This is a genomic window from Georhizobium sp. MAB10, from assembly GCF_045012825.1.
GTDB classification, from domain to species: domain Bacteria; phylum Pseudomonadota; class Alphaproteobacteria; order Rhizobiales; family Rhizobiaceae; genus Georhizobium; species Georhizobium profundi.
Genome location: NZ_CP118314.1, coordinates 3,848,825 through 3,865,377, shown reverse-complemented (window position 1 = coordinate 3,865,377; position 16,553 = coordinate 3,848,825). Strand labels below are relative to the sequence as shown.

Annotated in this window: 19 protein-coding genes and 1 pseudogene; 17 read left to right on the top strand and 3 right to left on the bottom strand. The window is 62.6% G+C overall.

All coding sequences use genetic code 11. The annotated features are described in order from the left end of the window. The first annotated feature begins 2 nt into the window (after positions 1-2). From PU133_RS18565 to PU133_RS18535, 7 genes are all read left to right on the top strand, one after another. Positions 3-1,181: a Gfo/Idh/MocA family protein gene (locus PU133_RS18565; protein ID WP_404862879.1), complete on the top strand. Its 1,179-nt coding sequence runs from the start codon at positions 3-5 to the stop codon at positions 1,179-1,181. After that, positions 1,178-2,731 carry a sugar ABC transporter ATP-binding protein gene (locus tag PU133_RS18560; RefSeq protein ID WP_404862878.1) on the top strand — a complete coding sequence of 518 codons (1,554 nt, stop codon included), beginning with the start codon at positions 1,178-1,180 and terminating at the stop codon, positions 2,729-2,731. Before PU133_RS18565 ends, PU133_RS18560 begins: the two co-directional genes overlap by 4 nt. Continuing rightward, positions 2,724-3,734 carry an ABC transporter permease gene (locus PU133_RS18555; RefSeq protein WP_126011989.1) on the top strand — a complete coding sequence of 337 codons (1,011 nt, stop codon included), beginning with the start codon at positions 2,724-2,726 and terminating at the stop codon, positions 3,732-3,734. The genes PU133_RS18560 and PU133_RS18555 overlap by 8 nt, the downstream gene beginning before the upstream one ends. A gap of 45 nt (positions 3,735-3,779) precedes the next feature. Then, positions 3,780-4,739 carry an ABC transporter substrate-binding protein gene (locus tag PU133_RS18550; protein ID WP_404862877.1) on the top strand — a complete coding sequence of 320 codons (960 nt, stop codon included), beginning with the start codon at positions 3,780-3,782 and terminating at the stop codon, positions 4,737-4,739. A 109-nt stretch (positions 4,740-4,848) separates the two neighbouring features. Next, positions 4,849-5,061: a type II toxin-antitoxin system VapB family antitoxin gene (locus PU133_RS18545; RefSeq protein ID WP_404862876.1), complete on the top strand. Its 213-nt coding sequence runs from the start codon at positions 4,849-4,851 to the stop codon at positions 5,059-5,061. Beyond that, on the top strand, positions 5,058-5,429 hold the full coding sequence (locus PU133_RS18540) for a type II toxin-antitoxin system VapC family toxin (RefSeq protein ID WP_404862875.1): 372 nt from the start codon (positions 5,058-5,060) through the stop codon (positions 5,427-5,429). The genes PU133_RS18545 and PU133_RS18540 overlap by 4 nt, the downstream gene beginning before the upstream one ends. A 1-nt stretch (position 5,430) precedes the next feature. After that, complete coding sequence (locus PU133_RS18535) at positions 5,431-6,795, top strand: GH1 family beta-glucosidase (protein ID WP_404862874.1); 1,365 nt, start codon at positions 5,431-5,433, stop codon at positions 6,793-6,795. A gap of 9 nt (positions 6,796-6,804) precedes the next feature. On the opposite strand, the gene PU133_RS18530 is transcribed toward PU133_RS18535, so the two are convergent. Next, positions 6,805-7,758 carry a rhodanese-related sulfurtransferase gene (locus PU133_RS18530; protein WP_404864586.1) on the bottom strand — a complete coding sequence of 318 codons (954 nt, stop codon included), beginning with the start codon at positions 7,756-7,758 and terminating at the stop codon, positions 6,805-6,807. A 129-nt stretch (positions 7,759-7,887) separates the two neighbouring features. On the opposite strand from PU133_RS18530, the pseudogene PU133_RS18525 reads away from it, so the two are divergent. The 4 genes and pseudogenes from PU133_RS18525 to PU133_RS18510 all read left to right on the top strand — a co-directional run. Next, a pseudogene (locus PU133_RS18525) lies at positions 7,888-8,402 on the top strand (N-acetylmuramidase domain-containing protein); the annotation flags it as partial. Between the two features lie 36 nt (positions 8,403-8,438). Then, on the top strand, positions 8,439-8,789 hold the full coding sequence (locus PU133_RS18520) for a peptidoglycan-binding protein (RefSeq protein WP_404864585.1): 351 nt from the start codon (positions 8,439-8,441) through the stop codon (positions 8,787-8,789). A gap of 108 nt (positions 8,790-8,897) precedes the next feature. Beyond that, the gene (locus tag PU133_RS18515; protein ID WP_404862873.1) at positions 8,898-9,536 is read left to right on the top strand and encodes a 2-dehydro-3-deoxy-phosphogluconate aldolase; all 639 of its coding nucleotides are present in this window, start codon (positions 8,898-8,900) and stop codon (positions 9,534-9,536) included. Positions 9,537-9,621: 85 nt separating this feature from the next. Further along, positions 9,622-10,413: a tellurite resistance TerB family protein gene (locus PU133_RS18510; protein ID WP_404862872.1), complete on the top strand. Its 792-nt coding sequence runs from the start codon at positions 9,622-9,624 to the stop codon at positions 10,411-10,413. An 18-nt stretch (positions 10,414-10,431) separates the two neighbouring features. Here PU133_RS18510 and PU133_RS18505 read toward each other — a convergent pair whose 3' ends face one another. Further along, the gene (locus PU133_RS18505; RefSeq protein ID WP_404862871.1) at positions 10,432-10,944 is read right to left on the bottom strand and encodes a TetR-like C-terminal domain-containing protein; all 513 of its coding nucleotides are present in this window, start codon (positions 10,942-10,944) and stop codon (positions 10,432-10,434) included. Here PU133_RS18505 and PU133_RS18500 point away from each other — a divergent pair. The 4 genes from PU133_RS18500 (at position 10,891) to PU133_RS18485 (ending at position 14,338) form a co-directional block, all read left to right on the top strand. Continuing rightward, positions 10,891-11,109, top strand: coding sequence for a hypothetical protein (locus PU133_RS18500; RefSeq protein ID WP_404864613.1), 219 nt, complete (start codon positions 10,891-10,893; stop codon positions 11,107-11,109). The genes PU133_RS18505 and PU133_RS18500 overlap by 54 nt on opposite strands. A 64-nt stretch (positions 11,110-11,173) precedes the next feature. Further along, on the top strand, positions 11,174-11,605 hold the full coding sequence (locus tag PU133_RS18495) for an abscisic acid-deficient protein Aba4 family protein (protein WP_404862870.1): 432 nt from the start codon (positions 11,174-11,176) through the stop codon (positions 11,603-11,605). A gap of 10 nt (positions 11,606-11,615) precedes the next feature. Continuing rightward, positions 11,616-12,464: a hypothetical protein gene (locus PU133_RS18490; RefSeq protein WP_404862869.1), complete on the top strand. Its 849-nt coding sequence runs from the start codon at positions 11,616-11,618 to the stop codon at positions 12,462-12,464. A 95-nt stretch (positions 12,465-12,559) separates the two neighbouring features. After that, positions 12,560-14,338: an SLC13 family permease gene (locus PU133_RS18485; protein WP_404862868.1), complete on the top strand. Its 1,779-nt coding sequence runs from the start codon at positions 12,560-12,562 to the stop codon at positions 14,336-14,338. Here the strand turns inward: PU133_RS18485 and PU133_RS18480 are convergent, their stop codons facing one another. Continuing rightward, complete coding sequence (locus PU133_RS18480) at positions 14,339-15,508, bottom strand: pyridoxal phosphate-dependent aminotransferase (RefSeq protein WP_404862867.1); 1,170 nt, start codon at positions 15,506-15,508, stop codon at positions 14,339-14,341. Positions 15,509-15,602: 94 nt separating this feature from the next. Between PU133_RS18480 and PU133_RS18475 the strand changes: the two genes are divergently transcribed. Both PU133_RS18475 and PU133_RS18470 read left to right on the top strand, forming a co-directional pair. Next, entirely contained in the window at positions 15,603-16,301 is a 699-nt protein-coding gene (locus PU133_RS18475) for a GNAT family N-acetyltransferase (protein ID WP_404862866.1), read from the top strand. Beyond that, on the top strand, positions 16,298-16,519 hold the full coding sequence (locus PU133_RS18470) for a hypothetical protein (protein WP_404862865.1): 222 nt from the start codon (positions 16,298-16,300) through the stop codon (positions 16,517-16,519). Before PU133_RS18475 ends, PU133_RS18470 begins: the two co-directional genes overlap by 4 nt. Positions 16,520-16,553: the final 34 nt, after the last annotated feature.

The window sequence follows — 16,553 nt, the reverse complement described above, 5'->3', positions numbered from 1 at the left end:
CAATGGTTTCGGGACGCAACGAAAAGATCGCCGGCAAGCTCAGGCTCGGCATGGTGGGCGGCGGCAAGGATGCCTTCATCGGCGGTGTCCACCGCATCGCCGCCCGCATCGACGGTGAATTCGAGCTCGTGGCGGGCGCGCTGTCGTCGACGCCGGAGCGCGCGCTGGAATCCGGCCGGGCACTCGGCCTCGACGAGAAGCGCATCTATGGCTCGTTCCAGGAAATGGCATCTCGCGAAGCGCGCCGGAAGGACGGCATCGATGCCGTCGCGATCGTCACGCCCAACCACATGCACTACCCGGCTGCGCGCGAGTTCCTGAAGCGCGGCATCCATGTGATCTGCGACAAGCCGCTGACCTCGACCATGGCGGATGCGAAGAAGCTGCAGAAGCTCGCCCATGACAGTGACGCGCTCTTCATCCTGACCCACAATTACACCGGCTATCCGATGATCCGGCAGGCGCGCGAGATGATCGCGCGCGGCGATCTCGGCACGATCCGTGTGATCCAGGCCGAATACGCGCAGGACTGGCTGACCGAGGCGGTCGAGGAGACGGGATCCAAGCAGGCCTCCTGGCGGACCGACCCGGCACAGTCTGGCGCCGGCGGTGCGCTCGGCGATATCGGCACGCATGCCTACAATCTCTTGAGCTTCGTCACCGGCCTCGAGCTGAGCGAGCTGTCGGCCGACCTGCAGAGCTTCGTCAAAGGGCGCCGCCTCGACGACAACGCCCATGTGATGATGCGCTTTTCGAGCGGGGCCCGCGGCATGCTCTGGGCGAGCCAGGTGTCGCCCGGCAACGAGAACGGCCTGCGCCTGCGCATCTACGGAGACAAGGGCGGTCTCGAATGGGGCCAGGAAGATCCGAACTATCTGTGGTTCACCCCCTTTGGCGAGCCCAAGCGCCTGATCACCCGCAACGGGGCGGGGGCCGGGGCCGCGGCGGGACGCGTCAGTCGCGTTCCGCCCGGTCACCCGGAAGGCTATCTTGAAGGCTTCGCGACGATTTACGCCGAAGCCGCCCGCGCGATCCGCGCAAAGCAGGACAAAAAGTCGGTCGACAAGGATGTCATCTTCCCGACCGTCGACGACGGCGTCGCCGGCATCGCTTTTGTCGAGGCGTGCGTGAAGTCCGCCAAGAAGAACGGCGCCTGGGTGAAACCCGAGGGCCGGCAATGAGCCAAGCTGCGCGCCGCATCGAGGAAACCGTGACCGTGCCGAAGGGCCAGACCGTGCTCGCCGCGCGTGCCGCGTCGCGGTCTTTCGGGCCGGTTCAGGTTCTCTTCGATGTGGATTTCGAGCTGAAGGCCGGCGAGGTTCATGCGCTGATCGGCGAAAACGGCGCCGGCAAGTCGACCCTGATGAAGATCCTCTCGGGCTATCTCGCGCCGACCGGCGGGCATATCGAGCTGGACGGCAGGCGCGTCGATTTCGCCTCCAGCGACGAGGCCGAAGACGCCGGCGTGATCCTGATCCACCAGGAGTTCAACCTCGCCGAACAGTTGAGCGTCGAGCAGAACGTCTTTCTCGGCCGCGAGATCCGCAAAGGCTTTTTCCTCGACCACAAGACGATGCGCGCGGAAACGCAGCGGCTTTTGGGCGAGCTGGAAACGAAGGTTTCGCCGACGGCAAAGATTTCCGAAATCTCCGTTTCCGACAAGCAGATGGTGGAGATCGCCAAGGCACTCTCGCGCAACGCCCGCGTGCTGATCATGGACGAGCCGACGGCGGTTCTGACCAACCGCGAGGCACAGATTCTCTTCCGCCAGATCGAACGCTTGAAGGCGAACGGCACGGCGATCCTCTACACCTCGCACAAGCTCGACGAGATCGCCCGCCTTGCCGACCACATCACGGTCCTGCGCGATGGTCACCGCGTCGCCAATGTCGAGGCCGGCACCATGAGCGAGGATCAGATGGCGCAGGCCATGGTCGGCCGCGAACTGTCGAACATTTTCCCGGCAAAGCATGAGGTCGGTGCAGCAGAAACCGTGCTGTCGGTGCGCAACCTCACCGTCGGCTCGATCGTTCACGACGCCTCCTTCGAATTGAAGCGCGGCGAAGTTCTGGGCTTCGCAGGTCTCGTCGGCTCCGGCCGGACGGAGCTGATGGAAGGTCTGATCGGCGTGCGCGACGCTGAGGGCACCGTCGAGATCGGCGGCAAGCCATTCCGTCTAGGGTCGGTGAAGGATGCGCGCCGTGCCGGCATCGTCTACCTGACCGAGGATCGCAAGGGCCGCGGCCTGATCCTGACGCAGGGCATGCGCCCGAACCTGACGCTTCTGGCGCTTGATCGCTTTGGCAAGACGATGATCGATGGGAAAGCGGAAGAGGCGGCCCTCGACAAGGCGATCAAAGACTTCGACGTGCGCGCACCGACGCGCTCCGTCCTCGTCGGCAATCTGTCGGGCGGCAATCAGCAGAAGCTGCTGCTCGCCAAGACGATGCTGGCGGAGCCGGAGATCGTCATCATCGATGAACCCACCCGCGGCATCGATATCGGCACCAAACAGCAGATCTATCAATTCATCCACGCTCTCGCCGGGCAAGGCAAAAGCGTCATCGTCATCTCATCGGAAATGGCCGAGATCATCGGTCTCGCCAACCGCGTTTACGTCATGCGCTCCGGCCGCATCACCGGCGAAGTCCAGGGCTCGGATGTGAACGAGGACGTGATCGTCCGCTACGCGATGGGCCTGGAAGGCAGAAAGTTCGACAGTCATGAGTGATCACGCCGCCACCCCCGCCAAGACGACGTCGTCGTCGGGCTTCAAGATCGATTTCCATATCTGGGGCCCGGTCATCGCCCTCGTCGTGCTCGTCGTCGCCGGGGCGATGATGAACCCGAATTTTCTGAGCTACGGCAACGTAACGAACGTGCTCGCCCGCTCGGCCTTCATCGGCATCATCGCGGTCGGCATGACCTTCGTCATCACGTCGGGCGGGCTCGATCTGTCGGTCGGCTCCATGGCCGCGTTCATCGCAGGCGTGATGATCCTCATCATGAATGCGCTTGTGCCGTCGATGGGCGTCGGCATCGGCATCGTTCTCGTCGGCATGGCGAGCGCGCTCGTGGTCGGGCTGGCGGCGGGCCTTGTGAACGGGCTCTTGATCACGCAGGCCCGCATCGAGGCCTTCATCGTCACGCTCGGCACGATGGGCATCTTCCGCTCGCTGATCACCTGGCTTGCCGATGGCGGCACGCTGTCGCTCGACTACACGGTGCGCGAACTCTATCGCCCCGTCTATTATTCGGGCCTCTTCGGCGTTGCATGGCCCATCATCGTTTTCGCCGTCATCGCGATCATCGGCGAAATCGTCATGCGCCATACCGCCTTCGGTCGCCATTGCGCCGCCATTGGCTCCAACGAACAGGTGGCGCGTTATTCGGCCGTCCATGTCGATCGCGTCCGTCTGATGACCTATGTGTTGCTTGGCATTCTCGTCGGTATCGCGACCATCATGTACGTGCCGCGTCTCGGCTCGGCTTCGAGCTCGACGGGCGTGCTTTGGGAACTGGAAGCCATCGCCGCGGTCATCATCGGCGGAACCATGCTGAAGGGCGGCTTCGGCCGCGTCTGGGGCACGGTCGTCGGCGTGCTGATCCTCAGTCTCATCGACAATCTTTTGAACCTCACGGATCTGGTGAGCCCGTACCTCAACGGTGCGATCCAGGGCGTGATCATCATTCTGGCCGTCGTGTTGCAGCGACAGAAAAAGGCTCAACGCTGACGGCCAGTCATCGCTCTAATGAGAGCTCAACACGGGAGAGAGACCATGAACTTGAAGCATTTCGCAGGAGCGCTCGCGCTCAGCACCATGATGATGATGCCGCTTGGCGCAAGCGCACAGGACGCGGAAACGGCCGTGATCGGCGTTTCCATTCCCGCCGCGACCCATGGCTGGGCAGGCGGCATGAACTTCCATGCACAGGCAACCATCGATGCCCTGGAAGAGCGTTACGAGAACCTCGATTTCGTTCTTTCGACGGCATCGGATCCGGGCCAGCAGGTCTCCGACATCGAAGACATGATGGCGACCCGCAACATCGACGCGCTCGTCGTCCTGCCGTTCGAGTCCGAGCCGCTGACGGGCCCGGTTTCTCGCGTCAAGGAAGCCGGTAAGTGGGTCACGGTCGTTGACCGCGGTCTCGCCCAGGAAAACATCGAAGACCTCTATGTTGCCGGTGACAATCCGGGCTTCGGTCGCGTCGCTGGCGAGTTCTTCGTCGAACGCATGCCGGAAGGCGGCAAGATCGTCGTCCTGCGCGGCATTCCGACCACGATCGACAATGAGCGCGTCGAAGCGTTCGAAGCAGCGATCGAAGGATCGGGCATCGAAATTCTCGGCATGGAACACGGCAACTGGAACCGTGATGACTCCTTCGAAGTCATGCAGGACTTCCTGTCGCGCTATCCGGAAATCGATGCCGTCTGGGCTTCCGACGACGACATGGCCGTCGGCGCGCTGGAAGCCATTGCCCAGTCCGGCCGCGAAGCGGACATGTGGGTGCTTGGCGGCGCCGGCATGAAGGAAATGATCCAGCGCGTGATGGAAGGCGATGAGCAGGTGCCGGCAAACGTCACCTATCCGCCTGCCATGATCGGCACCGCGATCGAACTGACGGCGTTGAACTTCGTCGGCAACGCACCGGTATCGGGCGATTTCATCATCGGCTCGGTCCTGATCACGCCGGAAAACGCCGAGCAGTACTACTACCCGGACAGCCCGTTCTGATCTGACGCAACGGCGGACCTGAACAGCCTGAGCGGCCCCGGAGACGGGGCCGCCTTGCGTTGAATGGCGCATCAGATGATGCTACTTTTGATGCCGAAGGAGATCCGCCATGCGCACGACGGTCACGATCGACGACGAGCTTCTCGAAAAGGCGCAGCGATATACGGGGATTACAGAAAAGTCGGCGCTTCTGCGCGAAGCGTTGAAGTCGCTGATCGCACGTGAAGCGGGGCGGAGACTGGCAGCTCTTGGGGGCAGCGATCCGACTGCCGAGGCTGCGCCACGGCGTCGCTTTCCGGAAGATGGCAGCGAGGAGGAATGATCCTCGTCGACAGCTCGATTTGGATTGATCACCTTCACGTGCGGGATGAGCGCATCGCAAGCTTGGCAGCTGCGGAAATGCTCCTGGTTCACCCCTTTGTCATCGGCGAAGTGCTACTGGGTAGTCTGCGCGAGCGAAAAACGGTTGTTGAATATCTGACAGGCCTTCCTGAGGCCGATCTTGCCGAAACATCTGAAGTCTTCGACTTCCTCGAACGTTTTCGATTGTTCGGCAGAGGCATCGGCTTTGTCGATTTGCATCTTCTGGTCTCGACGCGACTGACGCCGATGGCAAAGCTCTGGACCCGCGACAAGCGCCTTCTCGCGGCCGCCGAAGAACTCGGCATTTCCTATCGATCGGATCACTGAAATGACGCACTCCTCCAAAGACCTCGCTGCCCGTTTCCCGGAAGAATTCCTCTTCGGCGTGGCAACCGCAGCATTCCAGATCGAAGGGGCGGCAAAGGCCGATGGGCGGGGGCCGTCCATCTGGGATGCGTTCTCGAAAATGCCGGGCCGCACCTTCGGTCGACATGACGGGGATGTTGCCTGCGACCATTACAACCGCCTGGACGCCGATCTCGATCTCATCCGCGATCTCGGGGTCGACGCCTACCGCTTCTCCATCGCCTGGCCCCGGATCTTTCCGAGCGGCCGCGGCGAGGTGAACGAGAAGGGCCTCGAATTCTACGACCGTCTGGTCGATGGGCTGAAGGCGCGGGGCATCAAGGCCTTCGCGACGCTCTACCATTGGGATCTGCCCCTGGCACTGATGGGCGATGGCGGTTGGACGAGCCGGGACACGGCCTACGCTTTTGCCGATTATGCCGATGTCGTCGCCCGCCGCCTCGGTGACCGGTTTGACAGCGTCGCCACCTTCAACGAGCCCTGGTGTTCGGTGTGGCTGAGCCACCTTTACGGCGTCCATGCGCCGGGTGAGCGATCCATGGATGCGGCGCTTCATGCGCTGCACATGACCAACCTCGCGCACGGCTTTGGCGTTGCAGCCCTTCGTTCGGCAAGGCCCGATCTGCCCGTCGGCATCGTCATCAACGCCCATTCGACCTTGGCGCTGACGGACAGCGAAGTGGACCAGGAAGCCGCCGAGCGTGCCTTCTCGTTCCACAATGGCGTGTTTTTCGGCCCGCTCTTCGATGGCGCCTATCCGGACGATTTCATGGCGGCGCTCGGCGAAAGGATGCCGACGATTGAGCCAGGTGACATGGACGCAATCTCCGCGCCGCTCGATTTCTGGGGGCTCAACTACTACACGCCGATGCGCGTGAAGCACGACGCGTCGAAGGGCGCCGAATTCCCTGCCGCCATGTCTGTTGCGCCCGAGAACGTGTCGAAGACCGATATCGGCTGGGAAATCGATCCGTCAGCGCTCGCCTATATCATCCGCGAACTCAACAGGCGCTACGATCTCCCCGATCTCTACATCACCGAGAACGGCGCCTGCTACAATATGGGCGTCGAGAACGGCACGGTCGACGATCAGCCGCGCCTCGACTACATCGCGCGCCATTTGTCCGTGCTTGCCGATCTCATCGACGAAGGGTTCTCCATCAAGGGCTATTTCGCCTGGAGCCTGATGGACAATTTCGAGTGGGCGGAAGGCTACCGCATGCGCTTCGGTATCGTGCATGTGGATTACGAGACGCAAATCCGCACCGTGAAGGCATCAGGCCATTGGTATGCCGAACTTGCCACGGCCCATAGCGGGCGCAACTAGCCGCCTGGCTCACTCACCCAGATGCCGCTCGCCACGCTTTTTGGCGAGCGCGATCTGACGCTCCCGTTCGCGGAAGCGCGCGCGGTCTTCCTCGCTGCGCACATCGAAACATTGCGGGCAGGAAACGCCGGCCTCATAGCTCGGCGCGGCCAGGTCTTCGGGTGAAAGCGGATGCCGACAGGCGCGGCAAAGCTTCAGGTCGCCTTCGTCGAGCCCATGGCCGACCGATACGCGTTCGTCGAAGACGAAGCACTGACCTTCCCAAAGGCTCTGTTCTTCCGGCACATCCTCCAGATATTTCAGAATGCCGCCCTTCAGATGATAGACCTCGCCAAAGCCCTCCTTCTTCATGAAGGCCGATGCCTTTTCACAGCGGATCCCGCCGGTGCAGAACATGGCGATCTTAGTCTTGTCCTTCAGTTCCGGATGGGCGCGCACCCACTCCGGAAACTCGCGAAACGACTTGGTCTTCGGATCGATCGCCTCGCGGAACGTGCCGATGGCGACCTCGTAGTCGTTGCGCGTGTCGATCACGATCGTATCGGGATCCGAAATGAGGTCGTTCCATTCGGCCGGATCGACATAGGTCCCGGCGTCGCGCTGCGGATCGATGTCCGTCACGCCCATGGTGACGATCTCTTTCTTCAGCCGCACCTTGAGCCGCAGAAAGGGCTGGGCGCTCGCCCGGCTTTCCTTGTGGATCAGGCCTGAGAATTCCGGCTGCGCGCGCAGGTGATCAAGCACCGCGGCAATACCGGCATCGCTGCCGGCGATCGTGCCATTGATGCCCTCATGCGCCAGGAGCAACGTCCCGCGAATGCCGTTTTCGCGGCAGATCGCTTCCAGTGGCTCGCGAAAGCCCTCGAAACGGGGAAAATTCACGAAGTGATAGAGCGCGGCGACGAGAAACGGCTTCGAGGCTTCCTCGGCAGGGATCAGGTTTTCGGGGCTTTTCGTGCTCATGGCGGCCAGATAGCGCTTCACTGCCGCTTTCGCAATTATCCTGGCGCGGTTGAAATTCACGCGCAGCATACCCGCCATGAAAAACGGCCGCATCCTTGTCGGTTTGCTGATCGGTGATGGAGGGTTGGAATGCTCACACAATCCGAAAAGGATGTGGTGCAACGTGAGGCGGAGCGGCTGCGCGTGGAGACCGCCGCGTTGATGGCGATCATCGAGATCGAAAGCGGCGGCCGGACGCACGCGATCGTTTCCGGTCGCGCCGAGCCGCTCATCCGGTTCGAAGGTCACTATTTCGATCGGCTCGTGAGTCCGGGAAACAGGGCAAAAGCCAGGGCGGAAGGTCTCGCTTCGCCTCGGGCCGGCGCAGTTGCCAATCCGGCGTCGCAGGCCCCCAGATGGGCGCTGCTGAACCGCGCGATGAAAATCGATCGCGATGCGGCTTATGCCTCCACCTCCTGGGTCTCGGGCAGGTGATGGGCGAGCACTGGCGCTGGCTGGGTTACGCAAGCGTCGATGCGCTGGTCGCCGAAGCGCGCGCAGGCTTTGCAGGTCAATTGCGTCTCATGCTGCTTTATATCGAGAGGGCGGGCCTGACGGATGCCGTGCTGAGGCGCGACTGGACCGCCTTCGCCCGAGGCTATAACGGCCCTGCCTATGCCCGCCACGGCTATCATACGCGGTTGGCGGCTGCTTATGCACGGCTGGCAGGCTCGCCCGGTGAGGGATTGCCCTCTCCACGCCTGCTGAAGCTTGGCAAGTCCGGCGCCGATGTCGCGACGCTGCAGCGCCATTTGCTATCAACTTCGCCGGACCAGCATGACGCGATCACCGTGGACGGGATCTTCGGTCCGCAGACGCTCGCTGCCCTCAAGCGCTTCCAGCTGGAGGCTGGGCTGACACCCGACGGTATTGCGGGTCCGCTGACATGGGCTGCGCTTGAGCGTGTCGCTCAAGATCGGCCAACAGAGGATGCTGCGCAGCCCTGGTCCTGGCTGATGGCACTACTCAATCGATTGAACCCGTGGAATTGAAGCGTCAATGGACAAGGGGTGGCAAAATCGGTAAGCCCTGAAGCCATTCTCGGCGGCTTTTAAGACGCCGTGAGACAGCCGAAACATGATCAGGGAAGACCCGACGCGATGAACGACAAGACCGATCGCCTTTTGGCAACGCTGAAGCTGCAGCCCGTCGTTCCGGTGCTGGTCATCGACGATGCGCGCGCGGCGGTTCCCCTTGCCCGCGCGCTCGTAGCGGGTGGGCTGAAGGCGATCGAGATCACGTTGCGCACGCCTGCAGCGCTCGAGGCAATCCGTCTGGTCGCTCGGGAGGTCGAAGGCGCGGTGACCGGCGCAGGCACCATCCTCAACGCGCGCAATTACGATGAAGCCGTCGATGCCGGTGCTCAGTTCATCGTGTCGCCGGGCACGACGCAGGAGCTGCTGGATGCCGCGCGTTCCTCCTCCGTGCCGCTCCTGCCGGGGGCTGCCACGTCCAGCGAAGTGATGGCGCTGCGCGAAGAAGGCTATGACGTCCTGAAGTTCTTCCCCGCCGAACAGGCCGGCGGTGCCGCCTATCTGAAGGCGCTGTCGTCGCCGCTGGCCGGAACCCTGTTCTGCCCGACCGGAGGCGTTTCACCTGAGAATGCGCGGACCTATCTCTCGTTGCCGAACGTCGTCTGCGTCGGCGGCTCCTGGGTCGCGCCGAAAGCCATGGTCGAGGCCGGCGATTGGGATGGGATCACCCGTCTGGCATCCGAAGCGATGCTGCTCGCACAGTAGCGGCTGACGTCAAGCGGCATTTGAATTCGGGTTCCGCCGTCCTTATCTGCCGAGCAACGCATATGCTCCGCAGAAGGTAGACGCCATGCTCGACCCCAAAAAGCTTCTCGAACAGTTCCTCGGATCTTCCCGCGGGGGTTCGTCCTCCGGGTCCGACATTCTCGGCAAGCTCGGTGGGCTTGCGGGTCAGGGTGGCGCGCTCGGCAACCTCGGCGGTCTTGCCGGGCAGGGCGGCGGTGCTCTTTCGGGCAGGGCAGGCCAGGTGGCCGACATGGCCCGAAACAATCCCATGGCGGCAAGCGCGGTCATGGCGGCGCTTCTCGGCACCAAGACGGGTCGCAAGCTCGGCGGCTCGGCCTTGAAGGTTGGCGGCATGGCCGCGATCGCCGGCCTCGGCTATCTCGCCTATCGCAACTATCAAGCTGGAAAGGCTCCGACGACGATCGCCGGCCAGCCGCAGCAGGAAGTCTTGCCGCCGCCGGCCGGAAGCGGTTTCGATCTGGATCCGCAGCAGACCAGCGATGATTTCGCGCTCGCTATGGTGCGCGCCATGATCGCCGCCGCCAAGGCCGATGGCCATATCGATGCCACCGAACGGGCGGCCATTGTCGGCAAGCTTTCCGAAGACGGGCTCGACGCCGAGGAACTCGCATTCCTGCAGAAGGAACTGGACGGTCCCGTTGATGTCGACGCGATCGTCGCAGCCGCAAAGACCGAGGAGCAGAAGGTGGAGATCTACACCGCTTCGCGCCTCGCTATCGATCCGGACACGCGCGCCGAGCGTGGCTATCTGGATCTGCTCGCCGGCCGTCTCGGCCTGCCGGATGCGCTTGTGGATCACATCGAAGCGACCGTGTCCGGCGTCAAGACAGCCTGAGGCCTGAGCGTCCCTGCGTCATGGCCGAGCTTCGGGCATGACGCGGGCGATGATGCTTTCCAGCGCCGCGCGTCGTTCGGTCTCCGACAGCCCATCGAGCATGATCCGGCCGGAAATCATCAAATCCGATAGCCCGTGGACCATCGCCCAGGCGGCGATGACATCGACATCGTTCGGCCGCGGAGGCGCTTTCGCATCCCCCCGCACTGCAGCCACGTCGGCGGCAAGCTGCAGGTAAGCCGCCTGCGCGCACGCAGCGAGATGGGCGTCGCTGTCGTCGCGCCGCTCCGACGAAAACATCAGCCGAAACAGCGCCTGGTTCTCCCACGCAAATGTGAGATAGCCGATCCCGGCGGCCAGCAGATTGGCCCGCGCGTCGACAGGCTGTGCCGCTGCCTTCACCCGGTTTTGCGTCTCGATGAACCGCTCGAAGCCCTGTGCCGCGAGGGCAGTCAGCAAGCCGGCCGCATCGCCGAAATGGTGGGCTGGCGCAGCATGGGACACGCCTGCGCGTTTGGCGCAGCCGCGCAACGTGAAGCCTTCGATGCCTTTTTCGGCAAGCTCGAGTTCTGCCGCCTCCAGAAGCGCCGCGCGCAGATCGCCGTGGTGATAGGGTTTGGCGGGGATGGGTTTCTCGGAAACGACGGTTCTCCTTCAGTGAGCAAAGTGACGCCTATCTTTACGGCGTCAAAATAAACTTGACAACAGAAAGATGCATGCCATTCTTCAATCCTGACGCTGTCTAGATCAAAGGAGAGGCATGATGGTCGAGGGTGCGTTTTCAGCTGCCAGCACGTTGGCAATGATAGGGTGGTTGACGCTCGCCGCCTCTCATTTCGGCCGGCTGCGCTGGATCAGGCCCTATCCCGAGATTATCGTTCCGCTGCTTCTCTCGGCCGCCTACGCCGCGCTGATCCTGGCGTTCTGGACCAGCGCCGAGGGCGGCTTCTCGTCCCTGGCCGACGTCACGCTGCTTTTCCAGACCCCGGAAATACTGCTTGCCGGTTGGCTGCACTATCTCGCCTTCGACCTCCTGATCGGCGCCTGGATCGTGCGAGCCAATGAGGGCGAGGGCCTGCCCTTCGCACTGCTGTTGCCAATCCTCGCCCTGACCTTCCTGTTCGGGCCGGTCGGCTATCTCTTGTTCCAGTCGCTGCGCCTGGCGCGGTCCCACAAACTCAGTCTTGCTTGAGAGGTCTCAGATGAACGCGTCCGCACTCGATCCGCAAATGCCAATGACGTCGTGGACCCAGGTCGCTTCCCTGTCCCGGCTGCGCCGCGACGAGCCGCTGTTCACGGCCGCTGGTCTGTTCCTGCTCGCTCTCATGATCCCGACGGGCGCCGCGTTGCTGATCGACACGCGGGACTGGGCCGGCGTTCCGGGATGGATCAAGCCGCTCAAGTTCCAGTTCGCGCTCGGCGTCTACCTGCTGTCATTGGCATTCTTCGCGCGTTACCTGCCGGAAGGACTGACTGCGCGCCGCAGCTATCGCATCTATGCCGCAAGCATCGTCGCCGCGGTCATGGCGGAAATGGTCTGGGTGGGGGGAGCCGCAATGCTCGGCACGCGGTCCCATTTCCAGATCGAAGGCGTGGGCGGCATTCTCTACGGGCTCATGGGCTTCCTCGCCCTCTGGCTGACGGGCGCTTCCGCCTATTACGCCTGGCAGATCGCCCGTGGATCGGCGCTTGGCGGTAACCGTGTGCTGAAGGAGGGGATCGTGCTCGGTCTCGCTATGGTGATGCCTATGACAGCCATCACCGCCGGCTACATGAGCGGCACGGGTGGCCATTTCGTCGGCACGGCTACCGGCTCGATCAACCTTGCGGTCCTCGGATGGGCGCGCGACGGCGGTGACCTTCGGGTGCCGCACTTCTTCGCGACACATGCACTGCATCTCGTTCCGCTTGCCGGTCTTGCCATCTCTGCCTGGATAGGACCGAAAGCGATCTGGGCACTCCGCCTGTCGGCACTGGTCTATCTTGCCTTCGTTGTCTTCGTCTTCTGGCAGGCGCTCCAAGGCCGCCCCTTCCTGCCCTTCCTGGGTTAGCCTTCTGTCGCTCGGGAATGCTAAGCGACAAACGGGAGGCGCGGCGGAACAGAACCGCCGTGCTTCCGTTTGGCGGCGTTGCTTGAGGGGACTTCATGACCGCGTTCATCGTCGACTACCAGGCCTACATAGCGCTGGGCCTGCTTGCATGCATGTTTGTCGGCTTCTTCATGGAACGCTATCCCCCCGACGTGATCGCGGCTACGGGTGCGGTCGTCTTCGTCATCATCGGGTTCGTCTCGGCCGACGAGTTGCTGGATGTCTTCTCCAATCCTGCACCGCTGACGATCGCTGCGATGTTCATCCTGTCCGGGGCGCTCGTCCGCACCGGCGTTCTGGAAACGATCTCCAACAAGGTCATCGCGCTGTCGGGCAAACGGCCGCTGCTGGCGCTGCTGCTCCTCCTCGCAATCGTTTCGGTTTCCTCGGCGTTCGTGAACAACACGCCGGTCGTCCTTGTCACCATACCGATCATCATCAAGCTCGCCTCCGCCATGAAGATCGCATCCACGCGCCTTCTGATCCCGCTCTCCTACGCGGCGATCTTCGGTGGAACCGTGACCTTGATCGGCACCTCCACGAACCTGCTCGTTGATGGCGTCGCGCGCGAAAACGGACTGGCGCCGTTCTCGATCTTCGAAATTACGCCGGTCGGCATCGTCGTCGTCCTCGTAGGCTGGGCAGCGCTTCTCGTTCTCGGTCCCTGGCTTCTCCCGCATCGGGAAGGCAGCGGTGCCGAAACCGTCGAGTCGGCAGATCCGGTCTATCTGAGCGAAGTCATGATCACGGCCGCCGCCAAGATCGAGAACAAACCGCTCAAGGACATTGCTGCCCTCAACCGTGAGTCGATCCGGATCGTGTCTGTGATGCGCGGCGGGCAGAAGCTGAAGGACCTCGACGACGTCCTCCTGACGACAGGCGATCGCCTGGTCATTCAGGCCCCGGCCTCTGAGATTTTGACGCTGAACGAAGAGGATGGGTTCCGCGTTGGCCCCCGGCGCGGCATCCGCAAGCTGGAAGACGGCGTGGTCGTGGAGGCCTTCGTCGCGCCGCGTCGTCACAGCGTGGGCCGGACGCTCGCGGAAATGGGTCTCGGCAGTCACTTCGGAGCGCGCGTGCTCGGCATCCACCGGCCGAACCACAATGCCGGCGCCGATATGGCGAGCGTGCGGCTGCGCCCGGCAGACCGGCTGCTGATCGAAGGACAGGAGGAGGGGATTTCGCGTCTCGCGGAAGAGGCAAACCTCGTCTCCATCACCGCATCGGAAGAGCGGTCCTTCCGCCGCAGCAAAGCGCCAATCGCCATTGCCGCGTTGATGGCGGTCGTGGGTTTTGCCGCCTTCAACGTGATGCCGATCGAGGCCCTGGCCTTCATTGCCGTCGTTGCGATCCTGCTTTTGCGCTGCATCGATTCCGATGAGGCGTGGAGCGCTGTCGATGGTTCGATCCTGATCCTGATCTTCGCCATGCTGGCTATCGGCACGGGCCTTCAGAACACCGGCGCCATCGAGCTCGTCGTTTCGCTCATATCACCCTGGATCGCGCAGATGTCGCCCATCATCGCGCTTGTTGCCGTGTATGCACTGACCTCGTTCCTTACCGAAGTCGCCAGCAACAACGCGGTCGCCGTCATCATCACGCCGCTGGCCATGGGGCTGGCCGAAAGTCTCGGCATCGACCCTCGAGCTTTCGTCGTCGCAGTCATGTTTGCGGCAAGCGCCAGCTTCGCCACGCCGATCGGCTACCAGACAAACACGCTCGTCTACGGCGCAGGCAATTACACCTTCGCAGACTTCCTGAAGATCGGCGTGCCGATGAACATCATCATCGGCCTCGCCACCTGCGCTGCGATCGTCGTGTTTTTCGGTCTTTGATCAGCGGCTGAGGAAATGACCGATGCGCTCCAGCGCGCGTTCGATGTTCTCAGCCGAGTTGGCGTAGGAAAGGCGGATATAGCCCTCGCCCAGGATGCCGAAATCCGGTCCGCCGATAAGCGCGACACCGGCCTCGTCGAGAAGCGCTGCTGCCAGCTTCTTGGCAGGCCAACCCGTCTCCTTGACGTTCGGAAACGCGTAGAACGCACCCTTCGGCGTGGCGCAATCGATGCCGGGCAGGGCGCGCAAGCCATCCACCACGAGCTTGCGGCGCTGGTCGAAGGCGGCCATCATTTCGTCCACGGCGTCCTGCGGCCCATCGATTGCGGCGATGCCGGCAAACTGGCTCGGCGCATTGACGCAGGACCAGCAATTCACCGCGAGCTTGCGCACCTTGTCGTAGAGCCCATTTGGCCAGATCGACCAGCCCATGCGCCAGCCGGTCATCGCCCAGGTCTTCGACCAGCCATTGAGCACGATCAGACGATCGCGGATCTCGGGAAACTCCAGGAGCGAGGTGTGCTTTTCGCCGTCATAGGTCATCACGTCATAGATCTCGTCCGACATGATCGCCACATGCGGATGGTCGGCGAGACCCTTGACCAGCTTCTCGATCTCGGCGCGTGGCGTGATCCCGCCCGTCGGGTTGGCCGGTGAATTGAGGATGAGGAGCCGCGTCTTCGGCGTGATCAGCGACAGCGTCTCTTCCGCCGAAAATGCAAAGCCCGTTTCCTCGCGGATGGGAACCGGAATGGGCGTTGCGCCGGTGAACTCGATCATGGAGCGATAGATGGGGAAGCCTGGATCCGGGTAGAGGATCTCGCTGCCCGGCTCGCCGAACATGACGATCGCGGCGTACATGGTTGGCTTGCCGCCCGGCATGATCATGACATTCTCGGGCGACACCTCGACACCCGTCGTCGACAGCGTGCGGCGTGCAACCGCCTCGCGGGTCGCCAGCAACCCGGTCGCCGGCGTGTAGCCGTGATGACCGTCACGCAACGCCTTGATTGCCGCTTCGACGATGTGCTCGGGCGTCTTGAAGTCCGGTTGGCCGATCCCGAGATTGATGATGTCGCGTCCCTCATTGGCAAGCGCGGTTGCCCGCGCGAGCACGGCAAAGGCATTTTCCTCGCCCATCCTGTCGAATGCGGGCACCGTTGCGATCATCTCAGTCTCTCTCCCTGTCGGCGATCGTGTCGCGTTGTGTTTTGAGAGACGTTGATGTCTTATCCGGCTGCGAAGATCAATGAAGCGAAAGTTCATGCGCGATTTGGAGAACTGGACGGGCTGCAAGACCCCTGAAAACGTGCGGCTCAAGGGCCGGTTCGTGACGCTTGAGCCATTCAATGCGGCGTCCCATGGACAAGCGCTTTGGGATGCCTTGGGTGGTGCCGATGCGATCAACGATCGCCTCCACTACTTCCCGAACCCGGCCTATCATTCCGTCGCGGACTTCATCGGCTGGCTCGAAAGCGTGCAGGAAAACTGGCGCACGCTCGTGGCGGTCGATGCGGCGACGGTAAGCGTCCTCGGCATGGCAAGCTACATGCGCATCGATGCCGCGAACGGCTCGATCGAGGTGGGGGCAGTCGCCCACGGCGCTGCAATGGCGCGAACACCCGCAGCCACCGAACTGCACTATCTCATGGCGCGGCACGTCTTCGACGATCTTGGTTATCGGCGCTATGAATGGAAGTGCCACAATGACAATCAGCCCTCCAAGCGCGCGGCCAAGCGTCTCGGCTTCACATTCGAGGGCGTTTTTCGCCAGCACATGATCTCCAAGGACAGGAACCGCGACACCGCGTGGTATGCCATGATCGACAAGGATTGGCCGGTGATCCGTCAGGCTCTGGAAGCCTGGCTGAGCACTGACAACTTTGATCCAACCGGACATCAGCGGCAGACGCTGGAAGACATACGCGCCGCTCTCATAGCGGGCGAAAGGACAGAACCTTGAACAAGTCGGACCGCAATTCGGCACTTGCCGCTGCTGCTATCCTCGCATTCGTTGGCCTCGGCTTTTTCGTGATGCCGCCTTTGATGATCCAGTTGTCGGAAATCTCGACCTGGCTGGCCTATGGCGTGGCGATCGTGTTCGTCCTCGCCTTCTTTGCGATCTTCTGGCTGCGCGCTCGGCAGCAGCGCCGCAACGAGCGCTCGGGCCCAAGTCGCTAGACCGAGCCGTTAAGCCTCCGCTAGACCGAGCGGA

What these genes read in the sequence shown, in the direction of transcription:
- PU133_RS18510 (WP_404862872.1), top strand. Translation starts at nt 9,622, where the DNA reads ATGCTCGACCCCAAAAAGCTTCTCGAACAGTTCCTCGGATCTTCCCGC.
- PU133_RS18515 (WP_404862873.1), top strand. Translation starts at nt 8,898, where the DNA reads ATGAACGACAAGACCGATCGCCTTTTGGCAACGCTGAAGCTGCAGCCC.
- PU133_RS18540 (WP_404862875.1), top strand. Translation starts at nt 5,058, where the DNA reads ATGATCCTCGTCGACAGCTCGATTTGGATTGATCACCTTCACGTGCGG.
- PU133_RS18485 (WP_404862868.1), top strand. Translation starts at nt 12,560, where the DNA reads ATGACCGCGTTCATCGTCGACTACCAGGCCTACATAGCGCTGGGCCTG.
- PU133_RS18500 (WP_404864613.1), top strand. Translation starts at nt 10,891, where the DNA reads ATGGTGGGCTGGCGCAGCATGGGACACGCCTGCGCGTTTGGCGCAGCC.
- PU133_RS18480 (WP_404862867.1), bottom strand. Translation starts at nt 15,508, where the DNA reads ATGATCGCAACGGTGCCCGCATTCGACAGGATGGGCGAGGAAAATGCC.
- PU133_RS18495 (WP_404862870.1), top strand. Translation starts at nt 11,174, where the DNA reads ATGATGGTCGAGGGTGCGTTTTCAGCTGCCAGCACGTTGGCAATGATA.
- PU133_RS18545 (WP_404862876.1), top strand. Translation starts at nt 4,849, where the DNA reads ATGCGCACGACGGTCACGATCGACGACGAGCTTCTCGAAAAGGCGCAG.
- PU133_RS18550 (WP_404862877.1), top strand. Translation starts at nt 3,780, where the DNA reads ATGAACTTGAAGCATTTCGCAGGAGCGCTCGCGCTCAGCACCATGATG.
- PU133_RS18490 (WP_404862869.1), top strand. Translation starts at nt 11,616, where the DNA reads ATGAACGCGTCCGCACTCGATCCGCAAATGCCAATGACGTCGTGGACC.
- PU133_RS18535 (WP_404862874.1), top strand. Translation starts at nt 5,431, where the DNA reads ATGACGCACTCCTCCAAAGACCTCGCTGCCCGTTTCCCGGAAGAATTC.
- PU133_RS18530 (WP_404864586.1), bottom strand. Translation starts at nt 7,758, where the DNA reads ATGAGCACGAAAAGCCCCGAAAACCTGATCCCTGCCGAGGAAGCCTCG.
- PU133_RS18565 (WP_404862879.1), top strand. Translation starts at nt 3, where the DNA reads ATGGTTTCGGGACGCAACGAAAAGATCGCCGGCAAGCTCAGGCTCGGC.
- PU133_RS18560 (WP_404862878.1), top strand. Translation starts at nt 1,178, where the DNA reads ATGAGCCAAGCTGCGCGCCGCATCGAGGAAACCGTGACCGTGCCGAAG.
- PU133_RS18475 (WP_404862866.1), top strand. Translation starts at nt 15,603, where the DNA reads ATGCGCGATTTGGAGAACTGGACGGGCTGCAAGACCCCTGAAAACGTG.
- PU133_RS18555 (WP_126011989.1), top strand. Translation starts at nt 2,724, where the DNA reads ATGAGTGATCACGCCGCCACCCCCGCCAAGACGACGTCGTCGTCGGGC.